13 protein-coding genes are annotated in these 18,033 nt (G+C 72.2%); 9 read left to right on the top strand and 4 right to left on the bottom strand.

Going from position 1 to position 18,033, the window contains the following annotated elements; all coding sequences use genetic code 11:
* The first annotated feature begins 141 nt into the window (after positions 1 to 141).
* Both lepA and G3I54_RS06545 read left to right on the top strand, forming a co-directional pair.
* Complete coding sequence (gene lepA / locus G3I54_RS06550; RefSeq protein ID WP_164612054.1) at positions 142 to 2,016, top strand: translation elongation factor 4; 1,875 nt, start codon at positions 142 to 144, stop codon at positions 2,014 to 2,016.
* Between the two features lie 255 nt (positions 2,017 to 2,271).
* Positions 2,272 to 4,161 carry a long-chain fatty acid--CoA ligase gene (locus G3I54_RS06545; RefSeq protein ID WP_164612051.1) on the top strand — a complete coding sequence of 630 codons (1,890 nt, stop codon included), beginning with the start codon at positions 2,272 to 2,274 and terminating at the stop codon, positions 4,159 to 4,161.
* 170 nt (positions 4,162 to 4,331) lie between these two features.
* Here G3I54_RS06545 and G3I54_RS06540 read toward each other — a convergent pair whose 3' ends face one another.
* Positions 4,332 to 4,970 carry a dihydrofolate reductase family protein gene (locus G3I54_RS06540; protein ID WP_164612049.1) on the bottom strand — a complete coding sequence of 213 codons (639 nt, stop codon included), beginning with the start codon at positions 4,968 to 4,970 and terminating at the stop codon, positions 4,332 to 4,334.
* Between the two features lie 244 nt (positions 4,971 to 5,214).
* Between G3I54_RS06540 and G3I54_RS06535 the strand changes: the two genes are divergently transcribed.
* The gene (locus tag G3I54_RS06535) at positions 5,215 to 7,281 is read left to right on the top strand and encodes an ATP-binding SpoIIE family protein phosphatase (RefSeq protein WP_164612047.1); all 2,067 of its coding nucleotides are present in this window, start codon (positions 5,215 to 5,217) and stop codon (positions 7,279 to 7,281) included.
* A 31-nt stretch (positions 7,282 to 7,312) separates the two neighbouring features.
* Positions 7,313 to 8,554, top strand: a complete 1,242-nt coding sequence (gene hemW, locus G3I54_RS06530; protein ID WP_164612045.1) for a radical SAM family heme chaperone HemW — start codon at positions 7,313 to 7,315, stop codon at positions 8,552 to 8,554.
* Between the two features lie 15 nt (positions 8,555 to 8,569).
* Here the strand turns inward: hemW and G3I54_RS06525 are convergent, their stop codons facing one another.
* From G3I54_RS06525 to G3I54_RS06515, 3 genes are all read right to left on the bottom strand, one after another.
* Positions 8,570 to 11,446: a hypothetical protein gene (locus G3I54_RS06525; protein WP_164612043.1), complete on the bottom strand. Its 2,877-nt coding sequence runs from the start codon at positions 11,444 to 11,446 to the stop codon at positions 8,570 to 8,572.
* Positions 11,447 to 11,612: 166 nt separating this feature from the next.
* Positions 11,613 to 12,431 (bottom strand): DUF3097 domain-containing protein, encoded by an 819-nt coding sequence (locus G3I54_RS06520; RefSeq protein ID WP_164612041.1) that lies wholly within the window; start codon positions 12,429 to 12,431, stop codon positions 11,613 to 11,615.
* Between the two features lie 83 nt (positions 12,432 to 12,514).
* Positions 12,515 to 13,246: an MBL fold metallo-hydrolase gene (locus G3I54_RS06515; RefSeq protein WP_164612039.1), complete on the bottom strand. Its 732-nt coding sequence runs from the start codon at positions 13,244 to 13,246 to the stop codon at positions 12,515 to 12,517.
* Between the two features lie 174 nt (positions 13,247 to 13,420).
* Here G3I54_RS06515 and hrcA point away from each other — a divergent pair, with 174 nt between their 5' ends.
* The 5 genes from hrcA (at position 13,421) to G3I54_RS06490 (ending at position 18,008) form a co-directional block, all read left to right on the top strand.
* Complete coding sequence (hrcA, locus tag G3I54_RS06510) at positions 13,421 to 14,437, top strand: heat-inducible transcriptional repressor HrcA (RefSeq protein WP_030585444.1); 1,017 nt, start codon at positions 13,421 to 13,423, stop codon at positions 14,435 to 14,437.
* Entirely contained in the window at positions 14,438 to 15,580 is a 1,143-nt protein-coding gene (gene dnaJ, locus G3I54_RS06505; RefSeq protein WP_103510146.1) for a molecular chaperone DnaJ, read from the top strand.
* Between the two features lie 133 nt (positions 15,581 to 15,713).
* Positions 15,714 to 16,787, top strand: a complete 1,074-nt coding sequence (locus tag G3I54_RS06500) for a nitronate monooxygenase (protein WP_164612037.1) — start codon at positions 15,714 to 15,716, stop codon at positions 16,785 to 16,787.
* Positions 16,784 to 17,530: a 16S rRNA (uracil(1498)-N(3))-methyltransferase gene (locus tag G3I54_RS06495; protein ID WP_164612035.1), complete on the top strand. Its 747-nt coding sequence runs from the start codon at positions 16,784 to 16,786 to the stop codon at positions 17,528 to 17,530. The genes G3I54_RS06500 and G3I54_RS06495 overlap by 4 nt, the downstream gene beginning before the upstream one ends.
* Before the next feature lie 118 nt (positions 17,531 to 17,648).
* Positions 17,649 to 18,008 (top strand): histidine triad nucleotide-binding protein, encoded by a 360-nt coding sequence (locus G3I54_RS06490; RefSeq protein ID WP_164612032.1) that lies wholly within the window; start codon positions 17,649 to 17,651, stop codon positions 18,006 to 18,008.
* Positions 18,009 to 18,033 lie beyond the last annotated feature (25 nt).

Raw genomic sequence — 18,033 nt, 5'->3', positions numbered from 1 at the left:
TCACCCTCCGACCGGCCCAAACCGGTCGCTGCCCCGCAGGCGTGGGACGATGGAGCCTACGTATCGATCCGACCGACGATCCGACCGACCCGACATCGACCCGAGACACGGCGTTCGGCGTCTCAAGAATCAGGACCCTGCGTGCCCGCGACTCCTTCCAACGTGCCCGAGCCGAGCCGTACCGACCCGGCGCTGATCCGCAATTTCTGCATCATCGCGCACATCGACCACGGCAAGTCGACCCTCGCCGACCGGATGCTTCAGCTGACCGGAGTGGTCGACCAGCGGCAGATGCGTGCTCAGTACCTCGACCGGATGGACATCGAGCGCGAGCGCGGCATCACCATCAAGTCCCAGGCGGTCCGACTGCCCTGGGCGCCCAACACGGGCGAGGACACGGGCACCACCCATGTCCTCAACATGATCGACACCCCGGGCCACGTGGACTTCACCTACGAGGTCTCCCGTTCGCTCGCCGCCTGCGAGGGCACGATCCTGCTGGTCGACGCCGCGCAGGGCATCGAGGCCCAGACGCTGGCCAACCTCTATCTCGCGATGGAGAACGACCTCACCATCGTCCCGGTGCTCAACAAGATCGACCTCCCGGCCGCCCAGCCGGAGAAGTTCTCCGAGGAGCTGGCCAACCTCATCGGCTGCCAGCCCGAGGACGTGCTCAAGGTCTCCGCCAAGACCGGCGTCGGCGTGGACGCGCTGCTCGACCGGGTCGTGCGGGACGTGCCGGCCCCGGTCGGCGTCGCGGACGCCCCCGCCCGCGCGATGATCTTCGACTCGGTCTACGACTCGTACCGCGGTGTCGTCACCTACGTCCGTGTCGTCGACGGTCAGCTCAACAAGCGCGAGCGCATCCGCATGATGTCCACCGGCGCCACCCACGAGCTGCTGGAGATCGGGGTGTCCTCCCCGGAGATGACCCCGGCCGACGGCATCGGCGTGGGCGAGGTCGGCTACATCATCACCGGGGTGAAGGACGTCCGGCAGTCCAAGGTCGGTGACACGATCACCTCCCTGCAGAACGGGGCGACCGAGGCGCTCGGCGGCTACAAGGACCCGAAGCCGATGGTGTTCTCGGGGCTGTATCCGCTGGACGGCTCCGACTACCCGGACCTGCGCGAGGCGCTGGACAAGCTCCAGCTCAACGACGCCGCCCTGGTCTACGAGCCGGAGACCTCCGCCGCGCTCGGCTTCGGCTTCCGCGTCGGCTTCCTCGGCCTGCTCCACCTGGACGTGGTCCGCGAGCGGCTGGAGCGCGAGTTCGGCCTCGACCTGATCGCCACCGCCCCCAACGTGGTCTACCGCGTCGAGATGGAGGACGGCACCGAGCACACCGTCACCAACCCGAGCGAGTTCCCCGAGGGCAAGATCGACAAGGTGCACGAGCCCGTGGTGCGCGCCACGGTGCTGGCCCCGAGCGAGTTCATCGGCGCGATCATGGAGCTCTGCCAGAACCGGCGCGGCACCCTGCTCGGCATGGACTACCTCTCCGAGGACCGGGTCGAGATCCGCTACACCCTGCCGCTCGCGGAGATCGTCTTCGACTTCTTCGACCAGCTGAAGTCCAAGACCCGGGGTTACGCCTCCCTCGACTACGAGCCCACCGGCGAGCAGTCCGCCCAGCTCGTCAAGGTCGACATCCTGCTGCACGGCGACAAGGTGGACGCGTTCTCCGCGGTCACCCACAAGGACAAGGCGTACGCGTACGGCGTCCGGCTCGTCGCCAAACTCCAGAAGCTCATCCCCCGGCAGAACTTCGAGGTGCCGATCCAGGCGGCCATCGGCGCCCGGGTCATCGCCCGTGAGACCGTCCGCGCCATCCGCAAGGACGTCCTCGCCAAGTGCTACGGCGGTGACATCTCCCGTAAGCGGAAGCTGCTGGAGAAGCAGAAGGAGGGCAAGAAGCGGATGAAGATGGTCGGCAATGTGGAGGTTCCGCAGGACGCCTTCATCTCCGTCCTGTCGACCGACGAGTCCGCGGGCGAGAGCAAGGGCAAGAAGTAGCCCCACGCCGCCGCCTGTCGATGAGCAGTCCGGAGGGCCCCCGTGCCGCAGCATCGGCATGGGGGCCCTTTCGTTATGAAAGCGGCGGCCCGTTGCCTCTTACGTGGCGGACAAGTGCGCTCTACTCTGATCACGACTCGATGGTTACTGGCCAGTTAAACAAGCCGAACAAGCAGGTTGCAGAGCAGGACGTACAGAGCAAGTCGCCGTATCAAAGAAGCCGGTCGTAGCAATGCCGCAGGCCCGGAGGACGTCGTGAGCGACACACAGACCTTGATCGATAACCGGCCGCCGTCCGTGGCGGCCCTCTTCATCGACCGCGTGGCGGCGACCCCGGACGGGGAGGCCTACCGCTATCCGGTGCCCTCCGCCTCGGGCGAGGGGCCCGACGACTGGAAGTCGCTGAGCTGGGGCCAGGCCGCCGAGCGGGTCTACGCGATCGCCGCCGGGCTGATCGCGCTCGGCGTACGGCCGGAGGAGCGGGTCGCCCTCTCCTCGGCCACCCGGGTGGAGTGGATCCTCATCGACCTCGGGGTGATGTGCGCGGGCGCCGCGACCACCACGATCTACCCCTCCACGAACGCCGAGGAATCCGCGTTCATCCTGGCCGACTCCGAGAGCCGGATCCTCATCGCGGAGGACGCCGAGCAGCTGGCCAAGGCCCGGGAGACCCGCGCCGACCTGCCGGATCTCGCCCATGTCGTCGTCATCGACCCGGCCGGCGTCGAGCCCGCCGAGGGCGACCCGGAGGGCTGGATCATCACCCTCGCGGAGCTGGAGGCCCAGGGCGCCGAGCTCCTCGCCAAGACCCCGGACGCGGTCACCGAGCGGGTCGCCGCGATCACCGCCGACCAGCTCGCCACCCTCATCTACACCTCGGGCACCACCGGCCGCCCCAAGGGCGTACGGCTGCCGCACGACAACTGGTCGTACATGGCCAAGGCCACCGTCGCGACCGGCCTGATCACATCGGAGGACGTGCAGTACCTCTGGCTGCCGCTCGCCCATGTCTTCGGCAAGGTCCTCACCTCCGGGCAGATCGAGGTCGGCCACGTCACCGCGGTCGACGGCCGCATCGACAAGATCATCGAGAACCTGCCGGTCGTCCAGCCGACCTATATGGCCGCCGTGCCCCGGATCTTCGAGAAGGTCTACAACGGGGTCGCCTCCAAGGCCCGCGCGGGCGGCGGCGCCAAATACAAGATCTTCCAGTGGGCGGCCGGGGTGGCCCGCGAGTACGCCAAGGTCTCCCAGGACAACTTCCGCCGTACCGGCAAGGCCTCCGTGCCCTTCGCGCTCGGCGCCAAGCACAAGGTCGCCGACACCCTCGTCTACTCCAAGATCCGCGACGCCTTCGGCGGCCGGCTGCGCGCCTGCATCTCCGGCTCCGCCGCCCTCGCCCCGGACATCGGCTACTTCTTCGCGGGCGCCGGCGTCCACATCCTGGAGGGCTACGGCCTCACCGAGACCAGCGCCGCTTCCTTCGTGAACCCGGGCGAGGCCTACCGCACCGGCACCGTCGGCAAGCCGCTCCCCGGCACCGAGGTGCGCATCGCGGACGACGGCGAGATCCTGCTGCGCGGCCCCGGCGTCATGGACGGCTACCACAAGCTGCCCGACAAGACCGCGGAGGTCCTGGAGTCGGACGGCTGGATCCACACCGGGGACATCGGCGAGCTGTCGGTCGACGGCTACCTGCGCATCACCGACCGCAAGAAGGACCTGATCAAGACGTCCGGCGGCAAGTACGTCGCCCCGGCGGAGGTCGAGGGCCAGTTCAAGGCGGTCTGCCCGTTCGTCTCCAACATCCTGGTGCACGGCGCGGACCGTAACTTCTGCACCGCGCTCATCGCCCTCGACGAGCCCACCATCCTCGGCTGGGCCGCCGAGAACGGCCTGGAGGGCAAGTCGTACGCGGAGGTCGTGGCCGCCCCGCAGACCGTCGAGCTGATCGACGGATACGTCAAGCGCCTCAACGAGGGCCTCCAGCGCTGGCAGACCATCAAGAAGTTCCGCCTCCTGCCGCGCGACCTGGACGTCGAGCACGGCGAGCTGACCCCGAGCCTCAAGCTGAAGCGGCCGGTCGTCGAGCGGGAGTACCAGGGCCTGATCGACGAGATGTACGCGGGCTCGCGCGAGGCGTAAGCCTTCGCGCGCCGACCGCGGCACCGGGGCTCGCTCCGGGACGCCACGGTCGCCTTCCGGGGGCTCGGCCCCGGAACGGCACGGCGGGGCGGTCGGACACCCAGGTGCCCGGCCGCCCCGTTCGCCGTGCGGAGCCTGCCGTGACCGGGCCCCGATCGGCAGGGCGGCCGCTAGCTTCCGGCGCCGCGATCGGGCGCGCTCATGTCGCCCGTCGCGGGGGTGCCCTCGGCGAGCCCGTAGCGCAGATACACGGTGCCCTTCGGGCCGGCTGCCGGGGGTGCGAGGAGCGTGAGGTTGGCGGGCACCGCGCCGCCGTCGAACACCTTCTTCCCGACACCGAGCACGATCGGATGCAGCCAGAGGTCGAGCCGGTCGAAGAGCCTCTCGCGCAGGAGGGTCTGCACGAGGTTCAGGCTCCCGACGACCTTCACGTGTTCGTGCCGGTCACGGATCTCGCGCACCGAGGCGGCGAGGTCCGGGCCCAGCCGCGTGGACCCGGCCCACGAGAGGTCGGGCCGGCCGCGGGAGGCCACGTACTTCGGGACGCCGTTGAAGAGCGTGGCGATCTCGCCGTCCTCGCCGCCCTGCTGGTGGGGCCAGTACGCGGCGAAGATGTCGTATGTCCGCCTGCCGAGCAGGAGGGCGTCCGTACCCTCGTACGCCTGGCCGACCTGCGCCCCGGCGACCTGGTCCAGCAGCGGCGCCTGCCAGCCGCCGAACGGGAACCCCACCGGGTCCTCGTCGGGGCCGCCGGGCGCCTGCCCGACGAGGTCGAGGGTCGCGAACAGCTCGATGTGGATGAGGCCCATGGCGTGCTCCCGGTGAGTCGGTCGTCTCTCAAGGGGTAGACCCGCGGACGCCCGCGGGCTCATCGCTGCGACGGAGGGTTCCTGTCGCGCCCGGCCGCACCGGTTCCGATTTTCCGAAGCGTCAAGTTTCCCGAAGCCTTGCGTTCGAATCTGCTCGATTTTCTGCTCACTTCGGTAACTCGGTGCTTATGGATGCGGTCGGTCTGTCACTCTGTCGGTGTCGTCGGACCGTAGGAGCCGCACCGTGGCGCCCATTCCCTTGCAGCGGGACACCGTGCAGCGTCCTGGCACCACCCGTGCCGGGTACGCGCACGGCCCGCGCCTGGCCAGCCGCACCAGCCTGCCCGGCATACCCCTCGCCCCGTCCGCCGCCCGCCGCTTCGTGCGCGCCGCGCTCGCCGAGTGGACCGGGCTCGGGGTGCCCGCCGCCGTGGGCTTCAGCGACCGGCTGGCCGATGACGCCGTGACCGTCACCAACGAGCTGGTCACCAACGCCGTGGTGCACGCCGGGACCACGGTCGACCTGGTCCTCAGGCTGGAGGAGGAGGGCGGCGACGACGAGCCGACGGCCGCCCTCGTCCTGGAGGTCACCGACCACCACCCGGCCCGCCCGGTCAGCGGCGACGAGCCGGGCCCGGGCGCCGAGCCGGCCGGCGCGGTCGCGGGGGAGCTGCCCGACCCCGCCGAGTACGGCCGGGGCCTCCAGCTCGTCGCCACCCTCGCCGACTCCTGGGGCATCACCTACCGCACCGGCCTCAAGACCGTCTGGGCCCGCCTCCCCGTCGACGACTGGAGCGCCCCGCCCTCCCCGCCCGACGGAGAGGCCCTCCGGCGCGGTCTGCGCGCCGCCGAGATCCTCGCCCCCGCCGCCCGGCGCACCGAGCGCGACGACGCGGTCTGGGACAGCCGGGGCGCCCCGGCCTTCCTCGCCGAGGCCTCCGACCTGCTCGCCGGGCAGCTCGACGAGGACCTGGTGGCCGCCATAGCGGGCCAGCTGCTGGTGCCCCGGCTGGCGGACTGGTGCGCGATCTGGCTGGAGACCGAGGGCGGCGGTCCGGCCGCGGAACCCCGGCTCGCCCGGGTCTGGCACAGCGACGAGACCGGCACCGAGCCGCTGCGCACCGCCCTGGAGAAGGCCCCCCTCAAGCTCCCCGCCGGGGCGGGCTCCGGCCCGGTGCCCGTCCCCGTGCCCTGGCCCGCCCAGCAGGGCCAGGAGGACCCGCACCCCGGCACCCCGGGCCCGCACCCCGGCACCCCGGGCCCGGCCTCCGGCACCGCGGACCCGCACCCCGGCACCCCGGAAGCCGACGGGAACCCCGCACCGCCCCCGCCTCCGCACCCCGGCGGCCGGGACGGGGCCGCGCTCGCGTTCCGGATCACCGCGGGCGGCCGGGCCCTCGGGACCGTGCTCGTCGGCCGTGAGGGCGTCGCCCAGGTGCCGGAGGCCGTCGCCTCGCTGATCGAGGACTTCGTCCGCCGCCTCGGGCTCGCCGTCGGCGCCGCCCGCGCCTACACCCGGCAGGCCACCATCAGCCGGATCCTCCAGCGCGGCCTGCTCCCCAGCAAGGTCGCCGAGATCCCCGGCGTCACCAGCGCCCTCGTCTACGAACCGAGCGACGACGGAGTGGTCGGCGGTGACTTCTACGACATCTTCCCGTGCCCCGGCGACCGCTGGTGCTTCGTCCTCGGCGACGTCCAGGGCTCGGGCCCCGAGGCCGCCGTCGTCACCGGCCTCGCCCGCCCCTGGCTGCGGCTGCTCTCCCGCGAGGGCTTCGGCGTCGGAGAGGTCCTGGACCGGCTGAACCGGCTGCTCCTCGACGACGCCATGGAGGCCGCCGAGGCCGCCGCCCTGATGGTCGCCGCCGCCGGGGGCCAGCAGCTCCACGACGGCACCCAGTCGCGCTTCCTCTCTCTGCTGTACGGGGAGGTCGTGCCGCTCCCGGACGGCGGGGTCCGCTGCACGGTGGCCAGCGCCGGACACCCGCTGCCGCTGCTGCTGCGCCCCGACGGCTCCGTACGCCCGGCCGCCGAGCCCCAGGTGCTGCTCGGGGTCGTCGAGGACGTGGCGTACGAGAGCCAGACCTTCGACCTCGCGCCCGGGGACACCCTGCTCTGCGTCACCGACGGGGTGACCGAGCGGCGGTCGGGCCCGCTGATGTTCGACGACGGGGACGGGCTGGCCCGGGTGCTGGCCGGGTGCGCCGCTCTGCCCGCCGAGGCCACCGCCGAGCGGATCCGGCGGGCGGTCCACGAGTTCGCCGAGCAGCCGCCGGACGACGACGTGGCCCTGCTGGTGCTGCACGCGGAGTGAGCGGAGCAATACGCTTCCGCGGCGAGCGACAATGGTCGGTATGCCTTCCGTACTGCCCGATGGTGAGCCCGTGCCCGACGACGGGGCGCTGCCCCGCCACGCCCTGGAAGGCGCAGCCGACCGCCCGCTCGGCTTCTATCTGCACGTGCCGTACTGCGCCACCCGCTGCGGCTACTGCGACTTCAACACCTACACCGCCACCGAGCTGCGCGGCTCCGGCGGAGCGCTGGCCTCCCGCGACAACTACGCCGCCCACCTGATCGAGGAGGTCCGCCAGGCCCGCAAGGTCCTCGGCGACGACCCGCGCCCGGTCCGCACCGTCTTCGTCGGCGGCGGCACGCCCACCCTGCTGCCCGCCGCCGATCTCGTACGGATGCTGGCGTCGATCCGGGAGGAGTTCGGGCTCGCGGAGGATGCCGAGATCACCACCGAGGCCAATCCGGAGTCCGTCGATCCGGCCTACCTCGCGGCCCTGCGCGAGGGCGGCTTCAACCGGGTCTCCTTCGGCATGCAGAGCGCCAAGCAGCACGTCCTGAAGATCCTGGACCGCACCCACACCCCCGGCCGCCCCGAGGCCTGTGTCGCCGAGGCGCGCGCGGCGGGCTTCGACCACGTCAACCTCGACCTGATCTACGGCACCCCCGGCGAGTCCGACGACGACTGGCGGGCCACCCTGGACGCCGCGATCGGCGCGGGCCCCGACCATGTCTCCGCGTACGCCCTGATCGTCGAGGAGGGCACCCAGCTCGCCCGCCGCATCCGGCGCGGCGAGATCCCGATGACCGACGACGACGCGCACGCCGACCGCTATCTCATCGCGGACGAGGCCTTCGCCGCCGCCGGTTTCGACTGGTACGAGGTCTCCAACTGGGCCACCACCGAGGCCGGCCGCTGCCTGCACAACGAGCTCTACTGGCGCGGCGCCGACTGGTGGGGCGCGGGCCCCGGCGCCCACAGCCACGTCGGCGGCGTGCGCTGGTGGAACGTGAAGCACCCCGGCGCGTACGCCCAGGCGCTCTCCGAGGGCCGCTCGCCCGGCGCGGGCCGCGAGGTGCTGAGCGACGAGGACCGCCGGGTCGAGCGGATCCTGCTGGAGCTGCGGCTGCGCGACGGCTGCCCGCTGGACCTCCTCAAACCCGACGGCCTCGCCGCCTCCCGCCGCGCCCTGACCGACGGGCTGCTGGACCCGGAACCGTACGACGAGGGCCGCGCGGTCCTCACCCTGCGCGGGCGGCTCCTGGCCGACGCCGTCGTCCGCGACCTGGTCGACTGACCCGGACGGGCCGCCTCACGGCTTGCAGTCCTTCGCCGTCAGCGGTGGTGTGACCCCGGCCGGCTTGCCGCACACCAGGGTCCGCTCGGCGCTCGGCCCCGGCCGGACCACCTTGACGATGTTGAGACCGTGCACATTGTCCGAGACCGAGGACTTCGCCCGGCTGAACGAGATCGTCCCGGTGGGCATGTTGTTGAGGTCCACCGTGTGCAGCGTGGCCCAGGTCTCCGCCGCGCTCCGGCGCTTGTCGCCGCGCGCCGCGGCGTCGTACAGCGCGGCCGTCGCGCTGTAGGAGATGACGGTCTGCCCGCTGGCGAACAGCTCGTCCTCGTACGCGGGACGCCCCGAGACCAGCGCGGTGACCTCCCCTTCCGGGTGCAGGGCCCGCAGGGTGCGGTACGCGTCGCCGTAGAAGCCGAGGTTCTTTCCCCGGTCCAGCGGGGCGAGGGAGCTGTGGTAGAGCGTGACGTTGGCCGCGATCGACGTGCTGTCGTCGAAGGTGCCCTTCGTCAGATCGTCCCCCGTGAACACCGTCATCCGACGGTCCGAGCACCCGGTGGTGCCCGACAGGCCCGCCATCAGCGTCGGCACGTCCTCGACCCGCCCCGCGAAATACAGCGCGTCCGGCACCCGCTCGGCCTGGCAGATGGTGGTCAGCGGGGCGTTCAGACTCGCCCCGCCCGCGAGGTCGTAAGCCACGTCCCGGCCCAGCGAGAAGCCCGACGACCGCAGCATCTCCTTGCCCGCGGCCCGCTGCTCGGCGGTGTACCGGTCCAGGTCCCCGTTGCGGTCCCCGCGCGACAGCACGATCGCGTGCGGGCGGTCCAGCCCCTTCGCGACCTGCCGGGCGACCAGCCCGAGCGCGTACGTCTGCTCCGCGTCCGTCGCCGCCAGGCCGAAGTAGTTGGGGAACCGGCGGGGCAGCTCGCCGCTGGAGTTCGTCGTGTTCACCAGCGGCAGCCCGGCGTCGCGCAGCAGCCGCGTCGCGTCGTCGCTCTCGTACGTGTTGCGCCCGAGACCGACCACCCCGACCACCGACGGGTCCCGCCGGGCCACCTCGATGATCTTCCGTACGGCGGTGAGCTGCCGCAGCATGTCCTCGCCGCCGTTGGCGGTCAGCACCCGCAGCTTCACCGACCGGCCCACGGTCTTGTTCACCGCCCGCTGCTGGAGGTAGACGCCGGTCAGCTCCTCCAGGCCCTTGCGGGTCGCCTCCCGGTCCTTGCCCGTGGCGGTCAGCGGACCGGCGTACACGACCGTCACATAGGCGTCACCCGGCGCGATGTCGGCGTTCTCGGCGCGGATCTCCTGCTCGATCCGCTCGAAGGTGATGCCCTTGCCGGCCCCGTTCAGCTCCAGGTCGTTGCCCCGCGCGAAGAGCACCTCGGGCGCGGTCGCCACCCCCACGCACTCCCGGTCGTCCCCCTCCCCGGCCCAGATCGCGTCCGTGTTGCGGTCGGTCAGCGGGCCGTGGCAGTACGTATCGCGCCAGTGCCCGGCCCACAGGAACGCCCCCAGCAGCGAGCCCACGACGACCACGGCGACGCTCGCCCGCGACATCACCCACCACGCCCAGGTCCGCCGCACCCGGTGGGTGACGAGCTGCGCGTACGCGTGCTCATGCGTCAGCTTCTCCGTCGACAGCGGCAGCAGCAGCACCCACGCCAGGGTCGCCGCCGCCACCGGCGACTGGCCCAGACTCAGATCGTCGACCCAGCGTTCGTAGCGGGCCCGCGCCCCGGAGGAACCGGCCGACGCCCCCGGACCCGGCCGCTCCGGGGGCAGCGGCGGGGTGTGCCGCATGATCTCGGAGGCCGGCAGCGAGGCGAGCAGCAGCAGCGGATCGACCTCGCTGCGCCGCGACCGTACGTTGTTGATCGCGTTGATCAGCAGGATGCCGCCGTTGTCCTGGGTGGCCCGGGGCAGGAACACCACCGGCGGGACCGTGCGCTTGCTGCGCCGCCAGTCCAGGGAGTGCGGGCGGTAGTTGTGCCGCAGGTCCTCCAGCAGCGCCTGCACCCGCAGCTCCAGATGGAACTGGCGCGCGTGCTCGTCGCCCGCCCCCGCGTCCGCCACCCGCTCCGCGACCGCCGCCGCCCGCGCCCGGATCACCCGCCAGGAACCGCTCGGCGAGAACCACGACCAGCCGTCCGACGGATAGCCGGTGCTGGAGGCGGCAAGGGACGAGGTGGTGGCGAACCAGCGGCTGGCCCGGCGCAGCCACAGCAGCGGCGGCGCGGCCCGGCTCGCCAGGCCCACCACGGCGAGCCCGAGCAGCGCGACGGCCGCCACCAGGGCCGTCAGCAGCCAGTCGATCTCGCCGAGCAGCACGCTGAGCAGGGCGATGAAGAGCGCGCCGACGAACGTCTCGGGCCGCACCGACTCCCGCAGCGACTCCCACCAGCTGCCCCGGCGCGGCCGGCCGGACCGCCAGCGCAGCCGGCTCAGCTGCTCCAGAATCCTTTCCTCGCGCACCTCGGAGGTGTTGCCGTGCGACTGCTCGACCACCGCCGCGGTGGCCTGCTCGATCGCCCCGAGCAACCGGGAGCGGGGAAAGGAGAAGGTCTTGTACTGGGTGTTCTCGCGGGTCTCCCACGGCTTCTCGGAGAGCGTGCGCACCATGTCGAGCGCCGCCTCGTACGGCGTCGCCCCCTCGCCGTCCAGCAGCCGCACCGGCACCCGTCGTAACTCGTTGGCCCGGTGCACCTGGTGGACGACCCGCTCCACCCGGGCGTCGATCTCCGGCCCGGCCCCGGCGTCCGCCGCCTGGGCCACCACGAGCGGCATCACCGGCCGGTTGACCCGGTAGCGGTCGATCAGCTGCTGCATCAGGTGGAAGACGGCCGAGGCCGCCTCGTTGTCCGCACTGTCCCGCCAGACCTCGCGCCCCATCGCCCCGCGTCCTTCCCCCGTGGACCCTTCGGCTCCCTCGAACCTTCGGCCCGTGAACCGCCTGCCCGTTCTCCCCCCTCAATAACCGATGGTGCGTGTGGGGCGCAGACATTCACAGGGATCGGCACATGATCATCCGGGATGGGCCGGCCTCAGCCCGGGGACATCAGTCCGGAAGGGTGACGAAGTCGATCAATTCCTCCACCCGGCCCAGCAGTTGGGGTTCAAGGTCCTTGTAGCTGCGGACCTTCGACAGGATGTGCTGCCAGGCCGCCCCGGTGTTCTCCGGCCACCCCAGCGCCCGGCACACGCCGGTCTTCCAGTCCTGCCCCCTCGGCACCACCGGCCAGGCGTCGATCCCCACCGAGGACGGCTTCACCGCCTCCCACACGTCGATGTACGGATGCCCCACCACCAGCACATGGTCACCGGTCACCCGCTCGGCGATCCGGGACTCCTTGGAACCGGGCACCAGATGGTCCACCAGCACCCCCAGCCGGGCGTCGGGCCCCGGCGCGAACTCCCCGACGATCGCCGGAAGGTCGTCCACCCCTTCCAGGTACTCCACGACCACGCCCTCGATCCGCAGGTCGTCGCCCCACACCCGCTCCACCAGCTCCGCGTCGTGCCGGCCCTCCACATAGATCCGCCCGGCCCGCGCCACCCGGGCCCGCGCCCCGGGCACCGCCACCGAACCCGAAGCCGTACGGGTGGGGCGCACGGGACCGCCGGGGCCCGGGCGCACCAGCGTGACGACCTTGCCCTCCAGCAGGAAGCCGCGCGGCTCCATCGGGAACACCCGGTGCTTGCCGAACCGGTCCTCCAGGGTCACCGTCGGACCCTGGGCCGTCTTCTCGCAGCGGATCACCGCCCCGCAGAAGCCGGTGGCGACCTCCTCCACGACCAGATCGGGTTCGGCGGGCACCTCGGGCACGGGGGCGGACCTCTTCCACGGCGGGGTCAGGTCCGGCTGGTAGCTGCGCATGGCACGACGATATTCGCCGTACCCGCGCCGGCGGGCGTCACCCGTCACGGGTGTCACACCCGCAGGTGTCGCACCCGCAGGCGTCACGCCACCGCGAACCGCTCTTCCAGCGACGCCCGCTGCGCCCGGACGAAGGCCGCGTCCACCACGGCCCCGTGCCCCGGCACGTACAGCGCGTCCTCGCCGCCCAGCGCCAGCAGCCGCTCCAGCGCGGCCGGCCAGCGCGAGGTGATCGCGTCCGAGCCGGCCTGCGGCTCGCCCGACTCCTCCACCAGATCACCGCAGAACACCACCGGAGGCCCGCCGTCCGAACCCGGCACCAGCACCGCGAGGTCATGGCCGCTGTGCCCAGGACCCACGTTCGCCAGCAGCACCTGACGGCCGCCGCCCAGATCGAGCGTCCAGTCGCCGCACACCTCGTGGTGCGGGGCCACCAGCGTGTCCGCCGACCGGGCCGCCTCGTCCTCCGTGACCCCGTGGCGCACCGCCGAGGCGCACAGCTGCTCCGCCCCGTCCCGCAGCAGCGCCCCGACGCCCACCGCCCCGTACACCTGCGCCCCGGCGAACGCGGCGGTGCCCAGCACATGATCGAAGTGCGGGTGGCTCAGTGCGATATGCGTCACCCTCCGCCCGAGCAGTGCCTCCGCCTGCCGGCGCAGCTCCACGCCCTCGCGCAGGGTCGCGCCCGTGTCGTACAGCAGCACCCCGTCCGGCCCGGCGACCAGCCCGGCGGTGGCGTCCCAGCCCGGGAGCCGCCGCCTGCCGATACCGTTGCCCAACCGCTCCCAGCCGAAGTCTTCCCAAGCGACGTCCATACCACGACGCTATCGGCAACGACCTGCGCGGTCTCGTGGGAGCGTGGCCGGTCGCCCTTGCCCCGGCCCCACCCCACCCCCGTACACTGACGACGGGATTGCTGGCACTCGAACGCACCGAGTGCCAGCCGGACACCGGAGAGATCCGGAGAGACACAGCTGGAGGTGTGCGCGATGCTGAGCGAACGCAGACTCGAAGTGCTGCGCGCCATCGTCCAGGACTATGTCGGCACCGAGGAGCCCGTCGGCTCCAAGGCGCTGACCGAGCGGCACCGGCTGGGGGTCTCTCCGGCCACCGTCCGCAACGACATGGCGGTGCTGGAGGACGAGGGCTTCATCGCCCAGCCGCACACGAGCGCGGGGCGCATCCCCACCGACAAGGGGTATCGCCTCTTCGTCGACAAGCTCGCGGGCGTCAAGCCGCTGTCCTCGCCCGAGCGCCGGGCCATCCAGAACTTCCTCGACGGCGCGGTCGACCTCGACGACGTGGTCGGCCGGACCGTGCGGCTGCTCGCGCAGCTGACCCGGCAGGTCGCCGTCGTGCAGTACCCCTCGCTGACCCGCTCGACGGTGCGGCACGTGGAGCTGCTGGCGCTCGCCCCCGCCCGGCTGATGCTCGTCCTGATCACGGACACCGGCCGGGTCGAACAGCGTATGATCGACTGCCCTGCGCCGTTCGGCGAGGCATCGCTCGCGGATCTGCGGGCCCGGCTCAACAGCCGGGTCGTCGGACGCCGCTTCGCGGATGTCCCGCGGTTGGTGCAGGAGCTGCCGGAATCCTTCGACAGCGAGGACAGGGGGACGGTCTCCACCGTCCTTTCCACCCTCCTCGAAACCCTGGTCGAGGAGACGGAGGAGCGGCTGATGATCGGCGGCACCTCCAACCTCACCCGCTTCGGACACGACTTCCCGGTGATGATCCGGCCGGTGCTGGAAGCACTGGAGGAACAGGTCGTCCTGCTGAAGCTGCTCGGTGAGGCGACGGACTCGGGCATGACCGTACGGATCGGGCACGAGAACGCCCACGAGGGGCTCAACTCCACGTCCGTCGTCGCGGTCGGCTACGGTTCGGGCGACGAGGCAGTCGCCAAACTCGGCGTGGTCGGACCGACCCGCATGGACTACCCCGGAACGATGGGAGCGGTACGCGCAGTGGCACGTTACGTCGGACAGATCCTGGCGGAGTCGTAAGTGGCCACGGACTACTACGCCGTACTCGGCGTGCGCCGCGACGCATCTCAGGACGAGATCAAGAAGGCATTCCGTCGGCTCGCCCGCGAGCTGCACCCGGATGTCAACCCGGACCCGAAGACCCAGGAGCGGTTCAAGGAGATCAACGCCGCTTACGAGGTGCTCTCGGACCCGCAGAAGAAGCAGGTCTACGACCTCGGCGGCGACCCGCTCTCCGCGAACGGCGGAGGCGGCGGCGGTGCGGGCGGTTTCGGAGCCGGCGGCTTCGGCAACTTCTCCGACATCATGGACGCGTTCTTCGGCAACGCCGCGCAGCGCGGGCCCCGTTCGCGGACCCGGCGCGGCCAGGACGCCATGATCCGGCTGGAGATCGACCTCAACGAGGCGGCCTTCGGCACCACCAAGGACATCCAGGTCGACACGGCCGTCGTCTGCAACACCTGCAGCGGCGAGGGCGCGGCCCCCGGCACCTCCGCCCAGACCTGTGACATGTGCCGCGGCCGCGGCGAGGTCTCGCAGGTCACCCGGTCCTTCCTGGGCCAGGTCATGACCTCGCGGCCCTGCCCGCAGTGCCAGGGCTTCGGCACGGTCGTGCCCACCCCCTGCCCGGAGTGCGCCGGCGACGGCCGCATCCGCTCGCGGCGCACGCTCACGGTCAAGATCCCGGCGGGCGTCGACAACGGCACCCGTATCCAGCTCGCCGGAGAGGGCGAGGTCGGCCCCGGTGGCGGCCCGCCCGGCGACCTGTACGTGGAGATCCACGAGCTGCCGCACGCCGTCTTCCAGCGGCGCGGCGACGACCTGCACTGCACGGTCACCATCCCCATGACGGCCGCGGCCCTGGGCACCAAGTGCCCGCTGGAGACGCTGGACGGCCTGGAGGAGATCGACATCCGGCCCGGCACCCAGTCCGGCCAGTCCGTGCCCCTGCACGGGCGCGGGATCACGCATCTGCGCGGCGGCGGCCGGGGCGACCTGATCGTGCACGTCGAGGTGATGACCCCCTCCAAGCTCGACCCCGAGCAGGAGCGGCTGCTGCGGGAGCTGTCCAAGCTCCGCGGCGAGGAACGGCCCTTGGGTCAATTCCAGCCAGGTCAGCAGGGCCTCTTCTCCCGTCTGAAGGACGCGTTCAACGGCCGCTGAACCCCTTTCGGCCTTTCACCGCACCGCCCGCCGGTTCCGTACCGGCGGGCGGTGCGGCGTATGGCGGGAGAACCGGTCAGGCCGTCGGCTGGCTGATTCGGCCCCGTGCACGGGCACGTGGCACGATGCGGTCATGTCCTCCGAGTTGACCGATCTCTGCCGGTATCCGATCGTGCAGGCCCCCATGGCGGGCGGCGCGTCCGGACCCCAGCTCGCCGCCGCCGTCGCGGAAGCCGGCGGGCTCGGATTCCTGGCCGCCGGGTACAAAACGGCGGACGGCATGTACAACGAGATCAAACAGCTGCGTCGGCTCACCGGCGGGCCGTTCGGCGTCAACCTCTTCATGCCGCAGCCCGCGCTCGCCGACCCCAGCGCCGTCGAGGTCTACCGCCACCAGCTCGCCGGCGAGGCCGCCTGGTACGAGACCCCGCTCGGCGACCCGGACAGCAGCGGCGACGACGGCTACGAGGCGAAGGTCGCGATCCTGCTCGAGGACCCGGTCCCGGCGGTCTCCTTCACCTTCGGCTGCCCCACCCGCGACACCCTCGACGCCTTCGCCAGGGCCGGGACGCACACCATCGTCACGGTCACCTCGGCCGAGGAGGCCCAGAGCGCCCAGTGGGCCGGCGCCGACACCGTCTGCGTCCAGGGCGTCGAGGCGGGCGGCCACCAGTCCACCCACCGCGACGACCCGCAGGCCGACCAGACCGGCATCGGACTGCTCTCCCTCATCACCCAGGTCCGCGAGACCGTGCAGATCCCGATCGTCGCCACCGGCGGCCTGATGCGCGGCGCCCAGATCGCCGCCGTCCTCGCGGCGGGCGCGGACGCCGCCCAGCTCGGCACCGCCTTCCTGATCTGCCCCGAGTCCGGCGCGCACCTGCTGCACAAGCAGGCCCTGACCAATCCGCTGTTCGTCCGCACCGAGCTGACCCGCGCCTTCTCCGGGCGGCCCGCCCGCGGCCTGGTCAACCGCTTCGTCCGCGAACACGGCCCGTACGCCCCCGCCGCCTACCCCCAGGTCCACTACGTCACCAGCGGGCTGCGCCAGGCCGCCGCCAAGGCCGGGGACGCCCAGGGCATGGCCCTGTGGGCCGGGCAGGGCCACCGGATGGCCCGCGAACTGCCCGCCGGCGAGCTGATCGAGCTGCTCGCCGCCGAACTGGAGGCCGCCCGGTCGGCCCTGAGCATGAGGAGCCCCCGGTGACCGCACCGGTCTTCGTCGTCGAACGGATGCCCACCGGGCCGGAGTTCGTCCTGGACGGGCCCGAAGGACGGCACGCCGTCTCCGTCAAGCGGCTCCAGCCCGGCGAGGACGTCGTCCTCACCGACGGCCTCGGCCAGTGGGCGGAGGGCGTCGTCCACGCCGCCGAGGGCAAGGACCGGCTCACGGTCACCCTCCGCGCGGCCGTCCAGGAGGAGCCGGAGCCCGAACCCCGGATCACCGTCGTCCAGGCCCTCCCCAAGGGCGACCGGGGCGAGCTGGCCGTCGAGACGATGACCGAGACCGGCGTCGACGCGATCGTGCCCTGGCAGGCGGCCCGCTGCATCACCCAGTGGAAGGGCGACCGGGGCGCCAAGGCGCTGACGAAGTGGCGCAGCACGGCGCGCGAGGCGGGCAAGCAGTCCCGCCGGGTGCGCTTCCCGGAGGTGGCCGACGCCATGACGACCAAGCAGGTCGCCGCCCTGCTCGCCGCCGCCGATTTCGCCGGGGTCCTCCACGAGGACCGCGACCACGACAGCACCCCTCTGGCCACCGCCGAACTCCCCGCCACCGGCACGATCATGCTCGTCGTCGGCCCCGAGGGCGGCGTATCGCCGCAGGAGCTGGCCGCCTTCGCCGAGGCGGGCGCCCGCCCGTACCGCCTGGGCCGCAGCGTGCTGCGCACCTCCACCGCCGGGACCGCCGCGACCGCGCTGCTGCTGGGACGCACGGGGCGCTGGGGCTGAAACGCGGGCGGCACCCCGTGCCGGGCGGCGGCCCGGCGATAGCATGCCCGTGTACTGATCTTCGGAGTACTTCTCTTCGGAGAGGCGAACCGACCACCAGCGACGAGGAGGCCCGGCCATGGCGGGAGAGCCGCAGACCGACTGCCTGTTCTGCAAGATCGTTTCGGGAGACATCCCGGCGACCATCGTCCGCGAGAGCGAGACCACCGTCGCCTTCCGCGACATCAATCCGCAGGCCCCGACCCACGTCCTGGTCATCCCCAAGGTCCACTACCCGGACGCGGCCTCCCTCGCCGCCGCCGAACCGCGGATCGCCGCGGACGTGCTGACCGAGGCCGGAGCGGTCGCCGCCGACGAAAAGATCGACTCCACCGGCTACCGGATCATCCTCAACACGGGCTCCGGCGCCGGCCAGACGGTCTTCCACGCGCACGCCCACGTCCTGGGAGGCCGCGGCCTCCAGTGGCCGCCCGGATAGCGCCCGCCCGTCAGGAGCCTCTCCC

The organism is Streptomyces sp. SID14515 (genome assembly GCF_010548505.1).
In the GTDB taxonomy this organism is placed as follows: domain Bacteria; phylum Actinomycetota; class Actinomycetes; order Streptomycetales; family Streptomycetaceae; genus Streptomyces; species Streptomyces caviscabies.
This window is presented reverse-complemented; position numbering and strand designations above follow the sequence as displayed.